Source organism: Pedobacter sp. Leaf132 (genome assembly GCF_920984695.1).
GTDB lineage: Bacteria > Bacteroidota > Bacteroidia > Sphingobacteriales > Sphingobacteriaceae > Pedobacter.
The window spans coordinates 141538-163793 of sequence record NZ_CAKLBO010000003.1; the positions used below are offsets into that span (position 1 = coordinate 141538).

The window sequence follows — 22256 nt, forward strand, 5'->3', positions numbered from 1 at the left end:
ATCTTTGGAAAAAAATATTTGCAAGGAATATTATAATTTGTACTTTTGTGACACTAAAAACACGGTGGTTGTAGCTCAGTTGGTTAGAGTATTGGTTTGTGGTGCCGAGGGTCGTGGGTTCGAGCCCCATCAGCCACCCCGAAATTTTTAAAGCAGTTCTTTTTTAGAACTGCTTTTTTTGTATCAACTATTTTGGTTGTTCTTGCATGCTGGCAATAGCTTCTTCTATAAAACCTTGTTTATCTCTTTTTACCGCTTCCACCATTTTTTTTCGTTCTGCCGGTAGCGTGAAATATTTATCCGCCCATAAATTTATTTCAACCATAAGGGGGAATAAATCAATTCCTTTTTTGCTCAGTTTATATAAAACTTTAGCCTTACTATCAGGATGCTCCTGCTTTAAAATCACCTCATTATCTTCCAGCATTTGTAATCTTGATGCTAAAATATTAGTTGCTATTTTTTCCTCTGATTTTAGAAAATCGCCATAAGTACACGCTTTTAGGAGCATCAAATCCCTAACAATTAATAAAGACCACTTATCTCCCCATATATCTAAAGAGCTGCTTATTGGGCATTCAGAACGCTTTTTTAAATTTTTCATAAAATAAATTAAAAAATTACTTGCAAAATGAAAGTTGTTTTTATATTTGCACTTGCAAAACGCAAGCAAATTTACGAAATTAAATTATACATACAATGAAAACATCAGGAAATACCATATTTATAAGTGGCGGAAGTGCAGGGATAGGATTGGCAATTGCTAAAAAATTAAGTGCTGCGGGTAATCAAGTTATTATAAATGGCAGGAGTAAAGAACGACTTCAAAGCGCTTTAAAAGAATTAGAAAATGGTGTTGCCATTCAGGGAGATTTAGCTTTACCATCAGATAGAATTCGCATTGCGGAAGAATTAAAAACGAATCATCCTTCATTAAATGTTATCATAAATAATGCAGGGGCAGCTTTTATGAATGATTTGAGCGATAAGAATAACAAGGCTGCTGATAAGGCTTATCATGAAATGAATACAAATTATATTAGTGTAATCGATTTTACAGCGCTCACTTTACCTTTACTTTTGCAACAGGAAGAAGCGGCTGTTGTTAACGTTTCTTCAATAGCCGTATTCAGGTCGAATAAGTATTTGCCAACTTACTCTGCCAGCAAAGCTGCCTTGCATAGTTATACGCAAGGGTTAAGAGATACTTTCGCTGCTAACGAAAAGCTTAATGTATATGAAGTTTATCCACCATTGGTTAATACAGATTTCTCGGCAGAAATTGGCGGTGCAAATGGAATTCCTCCATCAGAAGTAGCCGATGAGCTATTTATAGCCTTCGCAAATAACCAATTTGAAGTTCCGGTTGGTAATACCAAAAAAATACACGAGTTAGTAGTTCCGGTTACCGAAAATGTGCCTCATTAATTTTTAAAAAATGAATTTAAAAGGAAAAACAATTCTTATTACCGGTGGAGGTTCAGGTATAGGATTAGAAGCTGCAAAACAATTTTTAAAGCTCGGAAATAAGGTAATTATCACTGGAAGAAATTTGGATAAATTAGCTGCTGCAAAGAATTTGTATCCAGAGTTAACGATTATCCAAAGTGATGCCTCAAATGAGCAAGATGCAAAGCAGCTTTACAAAAAAGTAGAGGCTTTAGGCGGTATCGATATTTTGTATCATAATGCCGGGATTATGATTCCATCGACTAACCTGGGCAACCCCAATGAAAAACATTTAGAGGGTGCTATGCATGAAATGGATGTTAATTACTATGGTGTTATCAGGCTGAATAATCTATTTTTAGATATGTTAAAATCAAGACCAGAAGCGGCCATCATTCACACCACTTCCATTTTAAGTATAATTCCATCCGCAGTTGAAGCAACGTATTCTGCATCAAAAGTGGCATTGGCATTCTACACCATCTCACTTCGCAAACATTTACAGGTTCTAAATAGCAGCGTTAAAGTTTTTGAACTTTTGCCGCCCTTGGTAGATACTGATATGGTTGCAGATAGAGACGATAAAAAAATCAGTCCGCAGGAATTGATAAATGGCTTGCTCGAAGGAATTAAAAAAGATGTGCTAACCATCCGTGTTGGCGATAGTAAAGCAGTTTACCTAATCAATAAAATGTTGCCAAAATTTGCTTATGGATTGATAAACAAAAAGAAAGCAGATAAACTATTGCTTCTGTAATTCATATAAAAAAGTCGGAGCGAATTTATCTTAATTTGTTTTCCTGAACCCAGTTTAACTCTATTAAAAAAAAATAATGAAAGCATATACCCTTAACCGATATAGTAAAACTGAGCCTTTAAATTTTGGCGAGGTTGCCAAACCTACAGTAAAGCCAAATGAGGTTTTAATAGAAATCCACTCAGCCGGTATCAATCAGCTGGATGCCAAAATAAAAACCGGCGAATTTAAAATGATGCTGAAGTATAAAATGCCACTAATTTTAGGGCACGATGTGGCCGGTGTTGTTACTGAAGTTGGTTCTAATGTAAAAAGATTCAAAATAGGTGATGAAGTGTATAGTCGTCCGGCAGATTACAACATTGGAGGTTTTGCAGAATTTATAGCGGTTGATGAAAGTGATGTTGCACTAAAACCAAAAAACATTTCGATGGATGAAGCTGCATCTCTGCCATTAGTTGCACTCACGGTATGGCAAGCTTTTTTTGAGAAAGGAAATTTGAAAAAAGGTCAAAAAGTTTTTATCCAGGCTGGCTCTGGTGGGGTAGGTACAATTGCTATTCAATTGGCTAAACATTTGGGAGCTTTCGTTGCCACTACAACCAGTAAAGGTAATTTTGAACTGGTTAAAAATCTCGGTGCAGATGTTGCAATTGATTACAAGAGCCAGGATTTTGAAAATGAATTGAAAGATTATGATTTGGTACTAAACAGTCAGGATGCAAAAACACTTGAAAAATCAATACGTATTCTAAAGCGTGGTGGTAAAGCGGTTTCTATTTCGGGTCCGCCAGACCCCAGTTTTGCTAAAGAAATGGGCTTGTCATGGTTTTTAAAATTTGTGTTTAATCTTATTAGTAAGAAAGTGCGTAACCAGGCTAAAAAAGCAGGCATCACTTACAATTTTCTTTTTATGAAGGCAAGCGGAAAACAGTTAGCTGAGGTTACTAAATTGGTTGAAGCAGGTGCTTTAAAGCCTGTTTTAGATAAAGTATTTAGGTTTAAGGAACTGAATGATGCGCTGGATTATGTGAATAGTGGTAGGGCTAAAGGAAAAGTGGTGGTTCGGGTGAAATAGTTAGAAAATATTTAAACGTAACAATTAATAAAATATGAGTAATAAGGAATTAGTATTAGAAGCCGTGACAGCAGTATTCAGCAATAGAAATATAGATGCTATCGACCAATATTTTAGCAATAATTATATACAGCATAACCCCTTTATGCCCAATGGTACTGAAGGGTTGAAACAATTAATTCCTACTTTACCGCCCGACTTTAATTACGAGCCAGCTACGATTGCTGAAAGTGGAGATATTGTAATGGTTCATGGGCGGTTCGCTAACTGGTTTGGAAAAAACTACATTGCTGTTGATATTTTTAAAGTAAAAGATGGAAAGTTGGTAGAGCATTGGGATGTAATGCAGGAAGAAGTGCCGGCAGAAAAAAGTGTTAGCGGCAACGCTATGTTCCCGATTGTTTGATAGGCGGTTTATTAAGTTATGTAATCGATTTGATATAGCGAACATGATTAAAAAAATTGATGTGCTTGAGAGATAATAACAAAGGATTGGAAACACAGGCAATTGGTTTGTTATTCAATCCTTTAATTACTTTATAGGTATATTCAGTTTGCAATAGAATCTGTTACCTTTTTAATGCATATATGCAATTAAAAAGGTATAATTCATAAATTCAACTTATCACAAAATAAGAGATAATATTTTATATCCGCTCTCTATATTCTTTTGGCGTAATACCAAGTAATTTCTTAACATACCTTGTAAAAAACGAACGGCTCGAAAATTCCATTTCATCGGCAATTTCGGAGATATTAAAATCTTTGTTTTGAAGTAAAATCAATATCCTTTCTTTAACGTGACGCTGTATCCATTCTGATGCTGTAATGCTTGAATGGATTTTGCAAAGGTGATTGAGATATTTGGGCGTAATGTTCAGCACATTGCTGTAAAACTGTACTTCCCGTTCTGTGAGACAATGTTGCGGCAACAGATTAATAAATTGCTGGTATAGTGTTCCCGTTTGCAAACTGTGGCGGCGTTGCTCGTACTCGTTTGCAAAAGTGTGCCACATTTCCAAAATGAAAATTCGCATTTGTAGATTCAGCATTTCATCGTAAAAGCGGTGCTTCATTTCATTAAAACGCTGGTTCATCCAATTAAAATTATTCAGAATTCGCTCTTTTTCTTCAATAGTTGCAATATTTTTTACTGGAAAAACCCTTGAGTGTAACTGTGCATTGATGCTCCAACCTTGATCTGGAATATTATTAATTAGAAAATCTTTTTCTACCAACAATACACTGGCTTTAAATCCTTTACTGCTCCATATTTGCGATAACCGGCTTTCGGCAAACCAAAACAAAAACTGTCTGGCTTTACAGGTCATTGGCGTTTCATTGAACAAAAATTTGATACTCCCGCGATGGCAGTACAAATGCGTATGATACTGTTTAAGAATGCTTTCAGTAAAAGCCGTAACGCCATTAATTTCAAGAAAAATGATTTTAGGAAGCGTATTTTTCTGCATCGTAAATATTTGTTCTCAAAAATACGTGATATTTGACATTTTCAGCGAGATAAATGTAACAAAACACACTTGTTATCAGGCTAACTTTGTCTTCAAGGATAAGACAATGAGAACATCAAATATTTTTGAAAGACTTTTAGCTGGAGAAACCATTTCTTCCAATGATGCAGAAGCGTACAAAATGCGTGAAGCTTCTTTTGCTACAAAAGCCTTGCTGTTAAAAATGAACAACACTGCAAACCCTGGTGAGGTTAGAAACTTTTTAAGCCAAATTACAGCAACCAAAATTCACGAAAGCGTTACCGTTTTCACGCCGTTTCACATTAATTACGGGAAGCACACCAAAATAGGCAAAAATGTATTCATAAATTTCGATTGTGTATTTCTGGATTTAGGTGGCATAACCATTGATGACAACGTACTGATTGCACCAAAAGTGAGTTTGCTAAGTGAAGGTCATCCCATTAATGCTAATGAAAGACATTCCTTAATTCCAAAGCGCATTCACATCAAAAAAAATGCGTGGATTGGTGCGAATGCTACCATTTTGCAAGGCGTAACGATTGGCGAAAATGCCATTGTTGCAGCAGGTTCTGTGGTTTCTAAAGATGTTCCTAATAATGTAATAGTGGGGGGAATTCCGGCAAAAATTATTAAAGAAATTTAATACTTAAAAATGAAAATAGGCCAAATCGCATTTGCAATTATCACATCAACAATAATGTTGTCTTGCAATAAAAATCAAAAACAGATGAAAACAGATAAAAATAAGTTGGCCGAAATTTTCCCTAAAGGTGAAAAAGGTTCAAGCGAAACATTTACCGGAAATGCTTATCCAACAGCTTTGGTAGAAGCAGACAGCGTTTACAATACCATTGTTGGAAATGTATATTTTGAGCCCGGTGCAAGAAGCAATTGGCACAGTCATCCTGCTGGTCAAATTTTAATTATTACCGATGGGGTTGGTTATCATCAAATAGAAGGAAAAAAAATTGAAATCATCAAAAAAGGAAGCATTGTAAAATGTCCGCCAAATGTTCGTCATTGGCACGGTGCAAGCGCTGATGTTGGTTTACAGCAATTATATATCGTTCCAAATATTGAGAAAGGAATTGTAAATTGGGACGAACCTGTTACAGATGCACAGTATTTAATTAATGATAAATAAAATTATGAGAACCCATAAAATCCTAAAAATTGTTTTTATTCTTATGTTTATTTTGAGTATAAATTCTATCAAAGCACAGGAAAAACAGAACCAATCAACAACCAAAGATGAGCTGATGGTTCGAATTTCTGAAATTGAAATTCTACCAGCGTATTTAGAAGAATATAATACTATTTTAAAGGAAGAAGCGGCTGCATCGGTAAAAATTGAACCAGGCGTAATTGCCATTTTTCCGATGTTTATCAAAGAAAATCCAACGCAAATAAGAATTATAGAAATCTACAAAAATAAACATTCGTACCAATCGCATTTAACAACACCACATTTTAAACATTACAAAACCGCCACTTTAAAAATGGTAAAGAATTTAAAACTGATAGATATGAATAGTTTGGATACAGAAATGATGAAGGTGATTTTCAAGAAATTTTCTGGTAAATAATTCTAATACAAAAATCAACGAAAAAATAGATAGAAATAGTCATTGGTACGGTACAAGCGCTTGGCGGATAGAGTATGTAAAAGTGTAAAGTAGAATTTTTGGCAATTATGGAGGCTTTCCGTAATTGTAAGCCTGATTTTGTTGTTATTCTTCAACTTATTTTTCGCCCAACATGGCTAAAGTTGTTATAAAACTTCGCGTGATTGTTGAGTAAAGCAGTTTTGAAAAAAGCTGCTTTTTGTTGCTGTTATTGCGGTACAATATAGTCGATGGGTAAATTATCCGACATGTTTTTCCAACCCCAATAACCCGAAAAATAAATAGATTGTGGATCTACCAATATTCCATTTGACGAAAACTCACATTGATCTGTAAGTACTTTTATTTGCGAAACCTGTGCATTTTTTGAATTAAGTACATCTTTTACCATCGGATTAAATGAATTTATATAGCCGGCTTCCTCATCAGCTTTTGTGTAAACCACAAACATATTATCTCTACTCGTTATCGCTTTAAAATTTTTACCTGTTTTGTGCACTAACGTATCAATTTGAACCGCTTGAGCATTTAATTTAGGTAACAATACTGGCATTTTTTTTAGGTTAAGCCAATAAGTTAGAGAATCATTTTCTTTGATGTTGATTAAACCTGTTTCTTGTTGTTGCTTAAGCATTAACCTTGCAATATTGGCCTTCAAAACACTATCTGATGGACGTTTAGAATTCTGCTGGTTTACGATTTTGACCAATAAAAAACCTTCTTTCTCCAGCTCTTTCTTAAATAGTGCATTAAAAAAATGTCTGGATGAACCCTTGTATGCTAAAACTCTGTTTTCATTCCACCTTTTTTTGTCTTTATCGGTGCCTGCTAAATCCTCAAAATAAATAGAACCTTTATAAGAAACTCTTCTGCGTTCTTCATCATATTCAAATGATTGCAACAAACAATTTAGTTTGTAACCTAAAGCGTTATTTTCAATTATCAAAAAATCTGATGTGTAAACTGTTAAATTGTTGTTCTTTTGGTTGCGTACGAAATCTAAAACCGATGGGTTTTGTATCTTACAATATTTGGCGTTAGGCGAAACTCCGATAAACAATGCTTTAAATCGTTCTAAATCTTTATCTCTATAAGGATTGGATTTAATATTTACATCAGCTAGTTTAGTTGTAGATTCTAACAATCTAATGTCTACACTAACATCTTCATTTTGCAAGATAACTTTTTTGGTGAGCGATTTATAACCGATGGATTTAAACAGTAAATCGTAGTTTCCTGGCTCTAATTTGAGGTTATACTTTCCATCATTATCTGTAACGGTAGCTATTTTACTTCCACTAACATACACGGATACACCGGCCAAAGGCTCACTTTTTTGATCAACTACTTTACCATTTATACTAAATATTTGTTGTGCAAACGAAAATTGAACGATAACGATAAGCAATAAAAGTGTAGATATAAATCGCATGTGTTAAAAAAGATTGTGAGCGTAATTAATGATAAATTAAAATCCAATATATCGAAAAAATAGTATTTTAGAGTTCATCTAAAAATTATGAAGTCTAAATTCTCGCTATTTGTTCTCTTTTCTTTATTTATTGCTTTGGTTTTTGCTTTTAAAGTAGAAGATGATCCGTTACTGAAACTTTTAAATCAACTGGAAAAATTTACCTCAAATTATGCAAATGAAAAGGTTTATGTTCAGTCTGATAAGCCGTATTATGCAGTTGGAGATGATATTTGGTTAAAAGCATATATCCTAAATACTAAAACTCAGGCACCTTCAAAAATCAGCAAAATATTATATGTAGAATTGATTGATGAAAATAATGAGATAAAAAATCAAATCAAATTAAATGCAAACGAAGGTGTGGCATGGGGAGATTTTAAATTGCCTGACTCGTTGAGGGAAGGAAATTATAGATTGAGAGCATATACTAACTACATGCGTAATTTTTCTTCAGATTTTTTTTATGATAAGGTGATTAAAATAGGCAATAGTTGGTCTAATAACGTATTCATAAACACAGTTTTTGATTTTACTTCTGCCAATAAAGTAAATGCAACCGTTCAATTTAGGGATAAAAACGACCTCCCTTACGCTAATAAAAATGTTTTGTTTGATGTTTTGGTTGATGAAAAATCTTATACGAAGGAACGTTCTAAAACTGATGCAGATGGGAAAGTAACCATTAGTTTTACCTCTCCAGATATTCGAAATAAAATTGCCAAAATCGTATCAACCATTAATTTAAGCGGACAAGAAATTGTAAAAAAAGTAATTCCGGTTAGTTCTTTTTCAAATCTGGCAGATGTACAGTTCTTTCCTGAGGGTGGGTATCTCGTAGAGGATCAACCACAAAAAATTGCCTTTAAGGCAACTGGTTCAAATGGTTTAGGTATTTATGTAAAAGGTAAAATTTTAGATGGGAATGCTGTAATCGGTAATTTTAATACAGATTTTGCCGGAATGGGTAGTTTTTCTACAAATTTAAAATCTGGCAAAAAATATTCAGCAGTAATTAATTTTGGTGATGGCTCTGAAAAAACATTCGACTTGCCCACTGTTAAACCATCAGGCTATACTTTAACGGTTAATAATAATGATGCAAGTAAAATCGCCATAAGGCTTACAGCTAGTTCTGATTTAATTAATACCGATGACGTAAGAATTGTAGGGCAGCAAGACGGCAATCTACGTTTCGCCTTTAATGCCAAACTCAGCAGTCAAACAATAATTAAAAGTATCCCAATTGAGAAATTTACAACAGGAATTGCTCAGATAACGGTTTTTTCTGCTCAGAATGAGCCTATTGCCGAAAGGATGATATTCGTTAAAAACAATGCAAGTGATTTAAAATTACAAGTAAATAAAGACAAAATTTCGCAAAATGCTGGAGCCTCATCAGAAATAAATTTAACAGATAATGATGAAAATTTAACCGGAAGTTTTTCAATTTCAGTAACCAATACTGATGTTGTAAAACCCGATTTGGATAATGAAAGTAATATTTTAACTTCACTTTTATTAACTGGTGATTTAAGTGGTTATGTAGAAAAGCCAAATCATTATTTTTTAAATGCTGATGAACAAACCCGAAAAGAACTTGATAACTTAATGCTTACACAAGGTTGGCGGAGGTATAGTTGGATTGATATTCTTCAGGATAAAGTATTGCCTCTAACTTTTCAGGTCGAAAAATCATCTTATATTTCAGGTTCAGTTGTTAGAGGTAAAAATCCTATTAAAGGTTCAGCAGTGTTTTTGCTATCAAAAAATGGTGGTGATATTGTTAGAGATACCATTACAGATGTGCATGGAAAATTCAAATTTGATAATCTAGCGTTTACAGATAGCACACAGTTTTTGGTGCAGGCCACACCATTAAAAAAAGGTAGTTTTTTGGAGTTGATAATCGATTCGGCTGATAATCAGAAAGTAACTAAAAATAAGAGTATTGCAGATGTTGAAATTAATGTAAACACAAGCTTAATGCAGTACATTAAAGCCAGCGATCGTTATTTTGGTGAACTGACGAGACTCGGTTTGTTAGAGAAATCAATTAAATTAAAAGATGTAGATATTAGATCAAGTAGAATTAAAAAAGCGGTACAATATTCTGCTAATTATAACGGTCCGGGTAATGCAGATCAGGTTTTAACAGCTGATGATTTACCACCATATTACGGCACGCTGAGCCAATCATTAGGAAATATGTTAAGGGGTGTACGAATAATCAGGGGACGTGCTTATCGTTTACCTGGTATGCCAGATTTAGCAAACGATGATGGGAAAGGTTCATTAGATGTATATTACAATGGTACAAGACTTCCAGACGGCAATTTGGATATGATTAATCCAATGGATGTGCAGTGTGTTGAATTATTAACCAGCATTTCAAGAATGGTAATCTATGGCCCTATGAGAGCTCCAGGTATAATAATTATAACTTCTAAACGAGGATTAGGATATTCAGCTAAGCAAGTAAAAGATTTAAGTTTTGACCATTTAACTATAAAGCCAAAAGGAATATACCCTTCAAGAACTTTTTATGTACCGAAATATAATGTTTCCAATACCACTGCCGAAGAAGCTAGAAGCACAATTTATTGGAATCCTAATATTGTTCCAAACAACGAAGGCTTTGCAAAAGTGACATTTAAGAATGCTAATGCTAAAGGAAATTATAGAGTTGTGATAGAAGGATTTAACAAAGTTGGTCAACCTGCAAGAGAAACTTTTAGTTACCGTGTTAGTAACGATTTGTAACGAACTCACTAATTTAGTTAAGTCAGTAGTTTATTAAACAACCATCTACTTTCTGTATAACGGACATCTTTTTAGCAGAAATTCTAATGGTCCACTGTATGAACCATCTGTATTGCTCATAAAGGCCTTATGGCTTTGGTTATAGATATTGGCGTTGTTATCCATATAAATTTGAAGGCTTACACTCACATCATATCTTTGCACCGCACTACTATTTGAGGAACCGTAGCTGGACACACCTTTAACTTTTTCTGCATCGTCTCTCTTTACATTGGTATTGCCATAGCTACTATTTGTGGCTGTTTGGTATCCTTTGGACTGAGTTACCGTCCCATCAATAATATACTCTACCCCTAATAAATCACAAAGTTGTTTCATCGTAAAGCTTGCTATTTTATCTGGCGTAGCACCTGCTGTTATTAAAGTTGCATTTGTGGTACGTGGATCGAGTATGGTGTAGCCAGCTGAATGTTGAGATAATATTCCATAAGTATCTTGCTGTGCTTTTTGGCCAATAGCTAAGGCACCAGGTTGACTATCCATTATAAATGTAAATGGAAGTATTGCAATTTTATTATGATGATCTGCTGGCGTAGCGCTCATTGTAACAGCATCCTGTTGTCTGGTTTGTGCAGATGAGCCGGATGAAGTAAATGTTTCTACTCGTCCGCTTGAATGAGTTATACGAGAAATATCTGACTTATTAATCAAATACTCGGCAGTTTCCCCATTGTATACAAATGTTACTTCTTTATCAGTAACCCTTACAATTTTTCCTTTTAATTCTTCACCATTTGTTTTTTGTATAACATCCGATGTTTGAGCGCTTTGATTTTGAGAAAATCCTAAAGAGGAAATTAGTGCAAGAAGCACAATTATGTACAGTTTTTTCATAGGGAATGAATTTAAAGTTCAAAATACGTAAATAATTTAAATAAACTATTAAAGGTATATTATCATTAACATCAAGCATTAATGTAGATTGAAATTTAGGATTGCTCCCAACTTTTGGTTATTATTACGTGGTGTACAAACCACGATAATCATGTTTATCAAAAAATTTGCATTCTCCCTATTTTTTTGTGTGTTATTTATGTGTGCGAAAGCACAAAATGGACAAGATACAATCAAGAAAAATCTTAAACAGCCTGGTTTTGTTGATAAAATGCAGGATTTAGCTAAAGCATCTGCAAAAACCAGCGCTGAAGAACTTGCTATGGATAAAGCCGCTATCATGCAAATGAGAGTGATAAGTCAAGTTCGGATTACTATTCAAGAAGCCAAAAGTTACCTTGCTACAGGGCTTGATACACTAAGTTTAAGAAAAAAGTTAGAAGATATCCGTGAAGATTATGCCATTGCTGCCCAGGGTGTATTCGTTAACAAAGGCAGTATACAAACCTATCGAAATTTAACAACCACAAAAAAGATTTTACATGAGTTGCTGATTGGGGCAAAAATATCCAAATTGACGCTTGATAACAGGCAACAAACTTTAAGCAAATATCGCCTCAAGTTAGATTCGCTTTTAAATGTTCCGGAGCTGTTTCTTTTTCCTAAAGATTCTGTTTTGCTTTATAGTTATGTGCAAAGCCTTAAAACACTTGCACGAGAAAGTCATCCGGTAGATTCTATGCTCAAATCAGCTGACTTAAAAATCCAAACACAGCTTAATTCCTATAATGTGGCCATTAATCAAATGCTTATAAGTAAAGATGAAGCTGAGCATTTTGAACGTAGCTTAAGTACTGAATATTTGAAAAAAGAATTGCCATACTTGTGGAATGCTGCACTTCACTATGGTACTTTTAATCAAATTCTCGATTTTTCTGTAAGTAAAGGTGGCTTAATATTAAAATTTTATGTTATCAATAATATTGCGAAGCTTATTGTTCTGCCAATACTTATTTTATTTTCTTTTATTTACTTAAACTCGTTAAAAAGGATATATCAATCAAAAAATCTTATCGATAAAACTTACCAGGGCCAGTTGGTAATCCGCTTTCCTTTGCTTTCGGCAATTTTGCTGGTGGTTAGCCTTTATCAATTTGTTTTCATCTCTCCGCCATTCATATTTAATATCATTATCTGGACTATCGCATTCATCTGCCTCAGCATCATACTTAATGGTTTTATTGCCCGGTATTGGTTTGTTTTTTGGATGATAATGGTCGTGTTTTTCTTTATAACAGCTTGTAGCAACTTAATTTTACAGCCTTCGAGAGTTGAAAGATATGGTATGTTAATCTTCTCACTGGTAGGTATTTTGACTGGTTCGGTTGTTATAAATCATCAGAGAAAAACTGAGCTGAAAGAAAAATGGATTATCTATTCTATTGCAGGAATGGTTGTTTTTGAAGTATTATCTGCATCGATGAATTTATATGGCCGCTATAACTTAGGAAAAACCTTTATGATAGTAGGATATTTAAATGTTGTTGTAGCAATATCTTTTCTTTGGGTGGTGCGGTTTATTAACGAAGGACTTTTACTGGCTTATAATGTTTACACCGTTCAGGATAGGAAACTATTTTATTTAAATTTTGGCAAAGTAGGCGATAGGGCACCAATGATATTATACGTGCTGCTGGTTTTTGGTTGGTGTGTTTTGATAGGAAGAAATTTTCCTTTATTCGATTATCTTTCCCGGCCAATACTTGCTTTCTTTTCTAATCAACGTAAAATCGGCGATTATTCATTTAGTATTAATGGTTTAGCCTTATTTCTGTTGATAATGGTCATATCGGTTATTACATCAAAAATTGTTTCATTTTTTGCATCAGATGATCATCTTTCTACAAAGGAAGAAAGCAAAAGTCGAGGTTTAGGCAGTTGGATATTATTGGTTAGAATTTTTATTTTATCTGTTGGACTCTTTCTCGCTATCGCGGCAGCAGGTATCCCCATTGATAAAATTACAATTATTATTGGTGCATTAGGTGTAGGCGTTGGCTTTGGATTGCAAACTTTGGTAAATAACCTGGTTAGCGGATTAATAATTGCCTTTGAAAAACCTGTTAATGTTGGCGATTTGGTAAACGTTGATGGCCAGGGCGGAACAATGAAATCGATAGGTTTTAGAAGTAGTGTAATAACGACTTCAGATGGTGCAGATTTGGTGATGCCAAATGGCGATTTACTAAATTCGCATTTAATGAACTGGACTTTAGCCGGAAACCGTAAACGAAGCAAAATAAGTATTGGCATTGCTGCTACAACTGATTTGCAACGGTGTAAAACATTAATTATTGAGCTACTGGAAGCGGATGAAAGGATACTTAAAAACCCTAGATACGCATTACAATTTGAAGAAATTAAGGGTGGTATAATTGATTTAAACATCTATTTCTGGAGCAGAAGCTTAAAGGATAGCGGTGCGGTTAAAAGCGATGTTATTGAAGAAATACTTAAGGTTTTTGCAGCAAATGATATTGTAATCCCTATTCAGCAACATGATGTATTTGTGCATGATGTTGCGAAGAATGAGCATAAAAAGAAAGACTAATTATGTGACTGTTACCAGTTGTAATGTAGCCTCAGGGAAACTGAAAGTAATAATCATTAATTAAGCTCCTTAAGGAGATGGAAAAATGATTTACAAAAACTGTTCAATATCGCCCTTACCTTCACGAATTACTTCAAAGGCTCCGGTGGTGCAATCAATCACAGTGGATGCTTCATTATCTCCGTAGCCACCATCAATAACTAAATCCACCAAATCCTGGTATTTTTCGTAAATTAATTCAGGGTCGGTAGAGTATTCAACAAGTTCATCATCATCTTTAATTGAGGTAGATAAAATCGGATTACCTAATTCTTTAACAATGCAGCGGGCAATGTTATTATCAGGTACTCGAATACCGACGGTTTTTTTATTAGAGCTTAATAATTTCGGAACATTATTATTCGCATTAAAAATAAATGTAAATGGGCCCGGTAAAGCTTTTTTAACAACTCTGAATGTAGTATTGTCTATTGGTTTAATATAATCGGCAATGTGGCTTAAATCGTGGCAAATGAACGAAAAATTAGCCTTTTCAGGTTTTATCCCGCGTATGCGGCAAATTTTTTCAATTGCTTTTGGATTGGTAATATCGCAACCTAACCCATAAACTGTATCGGTAGGATAGATAATTAAACCGCCCTTCTTTAATACTTCAACAACTTGTTCAATGGCTCTTTCGTTAGGGTTTTCCGGATAAATCTTAATAAGCATAGCGTAAAAATAACAATTTAATAGTGTCAGTTGTTTAATATTCTTAATCTTTGTACAAACAAAACATACGCTAACCCATTTACTATGAGAAAAGCTTTCGTTGCAATTGCTGCATTTTTAGTTGCCCTTACCATTATGCTAGGTCTGTATCACCCATTTCTGTGGTGGACATTCCTTTTCACCGGTCCATTTGTTATTTTAGGTATTTACGATTTGTATCAACCTAAACATAGTATTGTAAGAAACTACCCTGTTTTTGGTCGTTTACGGTATTTTATGGAAGAATTAAGGCCAAAAGTTTATCAGTATTTTGTAGAAAGTGATACAAATGGAACACCTTACAATCGCCTAAATCGTTCATTAATTTATCAACGTGCTAAAACAGATAATGATACCATTCCATTTGGTACGCAATTAAATGTTTACGAAAACGGATATGAATGGCTTAGCCACAGTATTTCTGCAATTTCTCACCACGAATTGAATTTAGATCCCCGTGTTATAGTTGGCGGACCAGATTGTAAAAAAACATATTCTTCGAGTATTTATAACATATCAGCGATGAGTTTTGGTTCTTTAAGTCAGAATGCAATTTTGGCTTTAAATGGTGGTGCAAAGTTGGGTAATTTTGCACACAATACCGGCGAAGGTGGTATCAGCGATTATCATCGCGAACCTGGAGGCGATTTAATTTGGCAAATAGGTACCGGTTATTTTGGCTGTAGAAACAATGACGGTACTTTTAATTATGAAGCTTACGCAGAACGTGCTCAGGCTGATCAGGTAAAAATGATTGAGATTAAACTTTCTCAAGGTGCTAAGCCTGGCCATGGTGGTATGTTGCCTGCAAAAAAAGTTACTCCCGAGGTTGCTCGTATCCGTTTAGTACCGCAAGGAAAGGACATTTTATCGCCTCCGGCACATTCAGCATTTAATACGCCGATAGGTTTGTTAGAGTTTATCAAAAAATTAAGGGAGCTTTCTGGAGGTAAACCGGTTGGTTTTAAACTTTGTATTGGCAGAAGGAGCGAGTTTTATGCCATTTGCAAAGCGATGATTGAGACCAAAATCTATCCTGATTTTATTACGGTTGACGGTGGTGAAGGTGGTACGGGTGCGGCTCCGCAAGAGTTCTCTAATTCTGTTGGTATGCCATTACGTGAAGGTGTTGCCTTTGTTTACGATGTTTTAAATGGTTTCGACCTTAAAAAACATATTAAAATTATAGCTTCGGGTAAGGTAGCTACGGGCTTTGATTTGGTTAAAAACATTGCCTTGGGTGCAGATATGTGTAACACTGCCCGCGGAATGATGTTTGCTTTGGGCTGCATTCAGGCTTTAGAATGTAACAGCAATACTTGCCCAACCGGTGTAGCTACGCAAGACCAAAGTTTAATGAAAGGTCTTGTGGTGGATGATAAAAAAGTAAGGGTTAAGAATTTTCATAATTTAACCGTAGCCAGTGCAGTAGAATTATTAGGTGCTGCAGGTTTGCGTGAGCCACATCAGTTAAGCAGAGCTTATATAAACAGACGTGTGAGTGCCAATTTGATACAAAGTTATTTAGAAAGTTTCCCTTACATACCTGCAGGAAGTTTATTGCAAACGCCTTACCCTACTAGGTTTGAATTGGGTATGGCTTTAAGCAGTTCTGCAAGTTTTGCACCAACTGATTATAAAGTTTCGGCTGTTGATTATTCACATGCCAACCCTTATAACGAATCCATTCAGGATGATGGAAGATTATAAGCTTATTGTTGGATTGCTTTCCTGTAAATACCAATAAACAGCGGAAGTTTCTAACCTAAATAATATTTTCCCGCAGATTTAAGAGATTTACGCAAATTAAATTTTTGCGTAAATCATTTTAATCTGCGGGATTTTTGTTTTCTGTTTCGACTTCTAATTTTGTTAAATTCTCTCTACAAATTCTTCCTTAACTAAACTCCAAAGCATCTTTCTTACTTCTTTAAAATCGTTTAGGTAGTATTTCGCTTCAGATAGGTTGTTGCCTACTTTAACTGTAATGGCCTCTTCGGGCAAGGCTCTAAAAATATCTTCGTCTGTATGGTCGTCGCCCAGTGCCATAACAAAATCAGGATTTTTATTATACAACCAATTCAGTGCAGCTTTGCCTTTGTTTACTTCTATATTTTTAAATTCAATAACCTTATTTCCGGGCATAAGCTGCAAGCCCTTATCTGCAGCTAAAATTTTCATGTGACTAACAATCTCATTCGCTCGTAAATCGCCTAATCCTTCATCCGCTTTGCGGTAATGCCACACTAAGGAGTAGCTTTTTTCTTCTATAAATGAACCCGGTGTTCTATCTGTGTAGGTTTCAAGCAAGGCTTTTATTTCAGCTTTCCATTGGTCGGTTAATAAAGGTAAACAGTTCCATTTATCTCCATGTGTTTTTTGCCACGCACCATGTTCTGCAATTAAATCCACTTTCATGTGTCCAAACCAGCTTTCTAATGTTTCATGTCTACGTCCGCTAATAATTATAACGGTATTGGCATTATCCAATGTAAGGTTTTCTATTAAATCATAAAGTTCATCATCTGGCGATGCATCTTCTATATTTCCGGTAAAATCTACCAGCGTTCCATCGTAATCCAGAAATAAAGCTCTGTTGCTCGCTTTTGCGTATTGTTTGGCGATGATTTCATTTACAGAATTTACCGCATGTTTTGTTTGTAATGATTTTTGTGAGTCTTTCACTTCGTTAAGTCTTAAAATAAAATTATTTACCCAATGTTTAACATTGAATTTTTCTACAACGGCACGCATGGCTTTCATACGTTGTTGTTGCTCTTCAAGGGGCATTTTCAGCGCTACTAAAATGGCTTCGGTTATATCGCCAAGGTTATTTGGGTTAACCAATATGGCATCAGTAAGTTCTTTTGAAGCACCTGCCATTTCGCTTAAAATCAGTACGCCGTCTTCATTGTTCCTGCTGGCAACATATTCTTTACTTACTAAATTCATACCATCACGCATTGGCGTAACCAGGCAAACATCGGCCGATGAATAAAGCGCCGAGAGCACTTCGATTGGGAAGGAGCGATAAAAGTAATTTACAGGAATCCAATCCATAGACCGGTATCTGGCGTTTAAATTTCCTACAAACTGGTCAATTTGTTCTCTTAATTCACTATATTGCGGTACCGAATCCCTGGATGGCACTACAATCATAAATAGTTCAATTTTACCGATAAACTCAGGATGCATTTGCAATAGCAATTCCATAGCTTTTAAACGCTCCAGAATTCCTTTGCTATAATCCAACCTATCAATAGAAAGAATAATTTTCATGTTTTCTTTGCCACTTCTAAAATAGTCGATTTCCATTCTAACGGCTTCAGAAATGGTTAGCGAAGCAAATTTTTCGTAATCTATCCCCATTGGGAAAGCCTCTATAACAATTTGCCTTTCGCTACTATGCAACACGTTCGATGAGGAATTTACCGGCAGCAAGCGAGTGGCCGTGCTTATAAAATGGCGAACATCATCGTAGGTATGAAAACCAATCAAATCTGCCCCAATTAATCCATTTAGTATTTCTTCCCGCCAGGGAATAAGCCTGAATATCTCATAAGATGGAAAGGGAATGTGCTGGAAGAAACCGATGGTTGAATTTGGAAATTTAGCTCTTAAAATTCCTGGTAGTAGAAGTAATTGATAATCCTGAATCCAGATTTTATCTTTTATGCCAAGTACCTGCATGGCACTTTTTGCAAATTTTTCGTTAACCGATTTATAGCAATCCCAATAACTTTGTTCGTAATGTGCGTAGGTAACCAGGTAATGAAACACCGGCCATAACACTTCGTTAGAAAAGCCTTCGTAGTATAAATTAATTTCTTCTTGAGTAAGGAAAACAGGGTAGAGATTTAGCTCGGCCAATTTCTGGATAACTTCCTCTTGTCGTTCCTCAGGCACTTCAATTCCGGGCCAACCAATCCAGATAGAGTTGCCATTTTTGTACACATCGCCAAGTCCGGTAGCAAGGCCGCCCTCACTCGGAATAAACGTGTACTCGTTGTTTTCTTCTATGATTTTAACGGGTAGTCTGTTCGAAATTATAACTGTCTTCATGCTTGTATTTGTTGTATCCACATAAATAAAAGCGCTTAATTCCGTTTTTGTTTCAATTTTCTTGTAAAACAAACATTCAAATGATTTGGCTAAAATTGTATTTTAACGAATATTTTTGTGGTAATTATTCATTTTTATTAAGCTTTTGTAAAGCAAGTTTCTGTTATATTCGGTTGCAGCAGTCCTGCTTTACGTTTTATTTCGCTTCGCTGCATGCTCACTTCAATCAGGTTTGTTTTACGGCATTTTGTGGTTCTTTTTAACATAATCGTTTCGCCATTAAAAACTAAATTTTCTGCATCATCAATAGGAGGATATTTAAAGAGCAGAAGCTTAAACGTAATTAAATAGTATCGAAAACGTAGTTTGTTCATTTGGTGTAGAAGCAACTTCTATACTACCGCGATGCATTTTCATAATGTTTCTACTTATGGTTAAACCAATGCCCGAACCATTTTTTCGGGTAGTGTAAAAAGGCACAAAAATTTTCTCTAAATCATCGGGCTCAATGCCTTTTCCGTTATCGGTAACATCTATGTATAATTTAGTATGTTCTAACCTATAATTAACCGAAATGTGTGGGTTTTCAAGTTCTTCTACAGCGTAAATACTGTTCGTAATCAGGTTTATCAAAACTTGCTCAATCAGTTTTAAATCGAGCTGAATCGTAATTTTAGAGCTTGTTTGTTCTACATCTAACCTAACATTTTTAACTTTTGCAAAAGGCTGCATCAACACTTTTATGTGTTTCAATATTTCGCCTATGGTATGCGATTCGAGATTTGGTGTTGGTAATTCAGCTATAAGGCGGTAATCTTTAACAAAATCAAGTAATCCGGCAGAGCGACGTTTAATGGTTTGCAGTGCCGTTTTCAGATCTTCCATTTCATCCAAATCGAGGTTTTCTTTATCCGTTACCATGCTGTTTATGGTATCAGATAATGAACTAATAGGGGTGATGGAATTTAATATTTCGTGAGATATTACACCTATCAATCTGTTCCATGCTTCAGTTTCCTTCTGTTCAATTTCATCCTTAATGTTTTGAAAACTTATGATGGTATAATCCTTTGCATACAGATTTAGCGGAATAACTTCGGTGGATAATTGAATCAATTTATCTTGAATCTTAAGCTCCAGAAATCTTTTTCCACCACTTGATATTTGTTCAACCTCGTTTGTAAAGTTTGGTAAATGCTGTTTTAAACGATGCCAATACTTATATGCCGGTACGCCTAATAGGTTAGAGGCTGCCTGATTAAAAAAAGCGATTTCTTCGTTATTTTGCGCTGTCGGAGTTTTATTTATCACAATTACACCAACTGGAACCTGCTCCAAAATAGTTTTAATAAGCTGAAACATTGCCTCTTGCTCTAAACGAATCTGTTTATGCACTTGAAGTATCTCCCCAAAAGATTCATATAATTCTGGGAAACTACCTTTTGTGGCTTTATTCTTAAAATTTAAGGTATGGTCGCGGGTTTTAACGGCTAAAATAAAGCGTTTAATATCCGATCGGATTTCATTTATATAGTAATAAAGCGAAATTACCGAACCTAATAAAATTAAGCTTACACCAATAATTGTAAACCATAATTCGGTTGTCGTAATTAAATAAAACAGTAAATAGCCCAGCAAATTAATGATGAGCAAGCGTGATATTAAACGAAAGGTAAAGCGTTTGTAAAACATTTCTTAAGCGTTGTTAGGCTAAAGTTTTAAGGTACATGGCCAAATTTTAAATTTGTAAGGTTTGTGCGGTTTGTGCTTAAAACCTATACTGTTGCCCTATTTATATTCCAAATTTTTCTATTCTTCTGTATAAAGCTGCCCGGGTTAAACCTAGCTCTGCTGCGGCTTTAGAAATATTTCCTTTGTGTTTATCAATGGCTTTTTGTACCATCATCTTCTCCATATCTTCAAGTGCCATTTCATCGGGCAGGTTATTGTTTTGTGCAAACCGCTGCGGGCTAAGCTGTAAATCCTGGTCGGTTATTTCGTTCCCATCGCTCATAATTACAGCACGTTCCAAAACATGTTGCAGTTCTCTAACATTGCCTGGCCAATTGTAATTTAGTAATACTTCTTTTGCTCTGGGGCTTAAACTTCGTGATTCTTTATGATACTTAGTGCTAAATACCTGCATAAAGTGCTCAGAAAGCAATAAAATATCGTTACCGCGTTTTCTTAGCGGCGGTAATAATAATTCAACGGTATTGATTCTAAAAAGTAAATCCTGGCGGAAGGTATTTTTAGCAACCATTTCATTCAAAGGCATATTTGTAGCTGTAATTAAACGAACATTCACTTTACGCTCTTTGCTTTCTCCTAATCGGATAACCGTTCTATTTTGTAGCACGCTTAATAATTTAGCCTGTAAGGGCAAAGTTAAGTTTCCAATCTCATCTAAAAATATTGTTCCGCCATCTGCAAGTTCAAATCTCCCGGGTTTATCTTCTTTTGCATCAGTAAAAGCGCCTTTAGCATAACCGAAAAGTTCGCTTTCAAAAAGGTTTTCGTTTAATGAGCCTAAATCTACATGCATAAAAACCTGATTTTTACGCTGCGAATTTCCATGTATTTCGTAGGCAAATACCTGTTTTCCCGTTCCATTTTCGCCTAATATTAAAACATTTGCGTCTGTTGGTGCAACTTTTAAAAGCGTATTTTGAAGGTTGGTTATTACATCAGCTTTGCCAACAATGTGTTCAAAACCTCTGGCCATATCTTTTTGTAGCGAGGTATGAATTTTTTCGAGCTTTTTAACCTTTCTTGTTGAAGCACGAAGTTTTGATGCTGCAGAAATTGTGGCGAAAAGCTTTTCATTTTCCCAGGGTTTAAGGATAAAATCGGTTGCTCCATTTTTAATGGCTTTAACAGCAAGCTCCACGTTTCCAAAGGCAGTCATTAATATAACAACATAATCTTTATCAATTGATAATATATGTTCCAGCCAATATAAACCTTCTCTGCCATCGCTTGCGCCTTTTTGATAGTTCATATCCAACAGGATAATGTCTACTTCATTTTTACTAAGTAAAACATTAATTTCTTTCGGCGATTTGCAGGTAATTACCTGTTTAACCTGCTGCTTCAAAAATAAACGGGCACTCAGAAGAATGTCGTCGTCGTCATCAATTATTAATACTGTGGCATCTAGCATATTATATTTTTTTATTGCTCTTGGGTATTGCGTATTTGTTTTTTACCTCACCCTATTAAAGTTAGTAGTATTTGTTCTGTTATGCTGTCACTCTCCTTAAAGAGAGGGAAATTTCGGATTGTGATTGATTCAAAGCT

The 22256-nt window shown here is 35.1% G+C and carries 18 protein-coding genes and 1 tRNA gene; 11 read left to right on the plus strand and 8 right to left on the minus strand.

Annotation, left to right across the window (positions count from 1 at the left end; genetic code table 11):
• The first annotated feature begins 64 nt into the window (after positions 1 to 64).
• A tRNA-His gene (locus LUA86_RS07885) sits at positions 65 to 138 on the plus strand.
• Between the two features lie 49 nt (positions 139 to 187).
• Here the strand turns inward: LUA86_RS07885 and LUA86_RS07890 are convergent.
• Positions 188 to 604: a helix-turn-helix domain-containing protein gene (locus tag LUA86_RS07890; RefSeq protein ID WP_231460061.1), complete on the minus strand. Its 417-nt coding sequence runs from the start codon at positions 602 to 604 to the stop codon at positions 188 to 190.
• 95 nt (positions 605 to 699) lie between these two features.
• Here LUA86_RS07890 and LUA86_RS07895 point away from each other — a divergent pair, with 95 nt between their 5' ends.
• The 4 genes from LUA86_RS07895 (at position 700) to LUA86_RS07910 (ending at position 3690) form a co-directional block, all read left to right on the plus strand.
• Positions 700 to 1428, plus strand: coding sequence for an SDR family oxidoreductase (locus LUA86_RS07895; RefSeq protein ID WP_231460062.1), 729 nt, complete (start codon positions 700 to 702; stop codon positions 1426 to 1428).
• A gap of 10 nt (positions 1429 to 1438) precedes the next feature.
• On the plus strand, positions 1439 to 2206 hold the full coding sequence (locus LUA86_RS07900; protein WP_231460063.1) for an SDR family oxidoreductase: 768 nt from the start codon (positions 1439 to 1441) through the stop codon (positions 2204 to 2206).
• A gap of 76 nt (positions 2207 to 2282) precedes the next feature.
• The gene (locus tag LUA86_RS07905; protein WP_231460064.1) at positions 2283 to 3284 is read left to right on the plus strand and encodes an NADP-dependent oxidoreductase; all 1002 of its coding nucleotides are present in this window, start codon (positions 2283 to 2285) and stop codon (positions 3282 to 3284) included.
• Positions 3285 to 3318: 34 nt separating this feature from the next.
• Positions 3319 to 3690 (plus strand): nuclear transport factor 2 family protein, encoded by a 372-nt coding sequence (locus LUA86_RS07910; protein WP_231460065.1) that lies wholly within the window; start codon positions 3319 to 3321, stop codon positions 3688 to 3690.
• A 241-nt stretch (positions 3691 to 3931) separates the two neighbouring features.
• Here LUA86_RS07910 and LUA86_RS07915 read toward each other — a convergent pair whose 3' ends face one another.
• Positions 3932 to 4756 carry a helix-turn-helix domain-containing protein gene (locus LUA86_RS07915; protein ID WP_231460066.1) on the minus strand — a complete coding sequence of 275 codons (825 nt, stop codon included), beginning with the start codon at positions 4754 to 4756 and terminating at the stop codon, positions 3932 to 3934.
• Between the two features lie 106 nt (positions 4757 to 4862).
• Here LUA86_RS07915 and LUA86_RS07920 point away from each other — a divergent pair, with 106 nt between their 5' ends.
• The 3 genes from LUA86_RS07920 to LUA86_RS07930 all read left to right on the plus strand — a co-directional run bounded on the left by LUA86_RS07920 (position 4863) and on the right by LUA86_RS07930 (position 6366).
• On the plus strand, positions 4863 to 5423 hold the full coding sequence (locus LUA86_RS07920; RefSeq protein ID WP_231460067.1) for a sugar O-acetyltransferase: 561 nt from the start codon (positions 4863 to 4865) through the stop codon (positions 5421 to 5423).
• Between the two features lie 84 nt (positions 5424 to 5507).
• Positions 5508 to 5924, plus strand: a complete 417-nt coding sequence (locus LUA86_RS07925) for a cupin domain-containing protein (RefSeq protein WP_231460068.1) — start codon at positions 5508 to 5510, stop codon at positions 5922 to 5924.
• 4 nt (positions 5925 to 5928) lie between these two features.
• Positions 5929 to 6366 carry a putative quinol monooxygenase gene (locus tag LUA86_RS07930; RefSeq protein WP_231460069.1) on the plus strand — a complete coding sequence of 146 codons (438 nt, stop codon included), beginning with the start codon at positions 5929 to 5931 and terminating at the stop codon, positions 6364 to 6366.
• 247 nt (positions 6367 to 6613) lie between these two features.
• On the opposite strand, the gene LUA86_RS07935 is transcribed toward LUA86_RS07930, so the two are convergent.
• Positions 6614 to 7837 carry a carboxypeptidase-like regulatory domain-containing protein gene (locus LUA86_RS07935; protein WP_231460070.1) on the minus strand — a complete coding sequence of 408 codons (1224 nt, stop codon included), beginning with the start codon at positions 7835 to 7837 and terminating at the stop codon, positions 6614 to 6616.
• Positions 7838 to 7924: 87 nt separating this feature from the next.
• On the opposite strand from LUA86_RS07935, the gene LUA86_RS07940 reads away from it, so the two are divergent.
• Positions 7925 to 10639: a TonB-dependent receptor gene (locus tag LUA86_RS07940; protein WP_231460071.1), complete on the plus strand. Its 2715-nt coding sequence runs from the start codon at positions 7925 to 7927 to the stop codon at positions 10637 to 10639.
• A gap of 45 nt (positions 10640 to 10684) precedes the next feature.
• Here the strand turns inward: LUA86_RS07940 and LUA86_RS07945 are convergent, their stop codons facing one another.
• Positions 10685 to 11533 (minus strand): hypothetical protein, encoded by an 849-nt coding sequence (locus LUA86_RS07945; RefSeq protein WP_231460072.1) that lies wholly within the window; start codon positions 11531 to 11533, stop codon positions 10685 to 10687.
• Between the two features lie 151 nt (positions 11534 to 11684).
• On the opposite strand from LUA86_RS07945, the gene LUA86_RS07950 reads away from it, so the two are divergent.
• Complete coding sequence (locus LUA86_RS07950; RefSeq protein WP_231460073.1) at positions 11685 to 14144, plus strand: mechanosensitive ion channel family protein; 2460 nt, start codon at positions 11685 to 11687, stop codon at positions 14142 to 14144.
• A gap of 90 nt (positions 14145 to 14234) precedes the next feature.
• Here LUA86_RS07950 and LUA86_RS07955 read toward each other — a convergent pair whose 3' ends face one another.
• On the minus strand, positions 14235 to 14855 hold the full coding sequence (locus tag LUA86_RS07955) for an L-threonylcarbamoyladenylate synthase (protein ID WP_231460074.1): 621 nt from the start codon (positions 14853 to 14855) through the stop codon (positions 14235 to 14237).
• An 84-nt stretch (positions 14856 to 14939) separates the two neighbouring features.
• Here LUA86_RS07955 and LUA86_RS07960 point away from each other — a divergent pair, with 84 nt between their 5' ends.
• Complete coding sequence (locus LUA86_RS07960) at positions 14940 to 16604, plus strand: FMN-binding glutamate synthase family protein (protein WP_231460075.1); 1665 nt, start codon at positions 14940 to 14942, stop codon at positions 16602 to 16604.
• A gap of 162 nt (positions 16605 to 16766) precedes the next feature.
• Here LUA86_RS07960 and LUA86_RS07965 read toward each other — a convergent pair whose 3' ends face one another.
• The 3 genes from LUA86_RS07965 to LUA86_RS07975 form a co-directional block, all read right to left on the minus strand.
• Positions 16767 to 18956, minus strand: coding sequence for a bifunctional alpha,alpha-trehalose-phosphate synthase (UDP-forming)/trehalose-phosphatase (locus LUA86_RS07965; protein ID WP_231460076.1), 2190 nt, complete (start codon positions 18954 to 18956; stop codon positions 16767 to 16769).
• 333 nt (positions 18957 to 19289) lie between these two features.
• The gene (locus LUA86_RS07970; protein ID WP_231460077.1) at positions 19290 to 20648 is read right to left on the minus strand and encodes a PAS domain-containing sensor histidine kinase; all 1359 of its coding nucleotides are present in this window, start codon (positions 20646 to 20648) and stop codon (positions 19290 to 19292) included.
• A gap of 100 nt (positions 20649 to 20748) precedes the next feature.
• Positions 20749 to 22119, minus strand: coding sequence for a sigma-54 dependent transcriptional regulator (locus LUA86_RS07975; RefSeq protein ID WP_231460078.1), 1371 nt, complete (start codon positions 22117 to 22119; stop codon positions 20749 to 20751).
• Between the last annotated feature and the right edge of the window lie 137 nt (positions 22120 to 22256).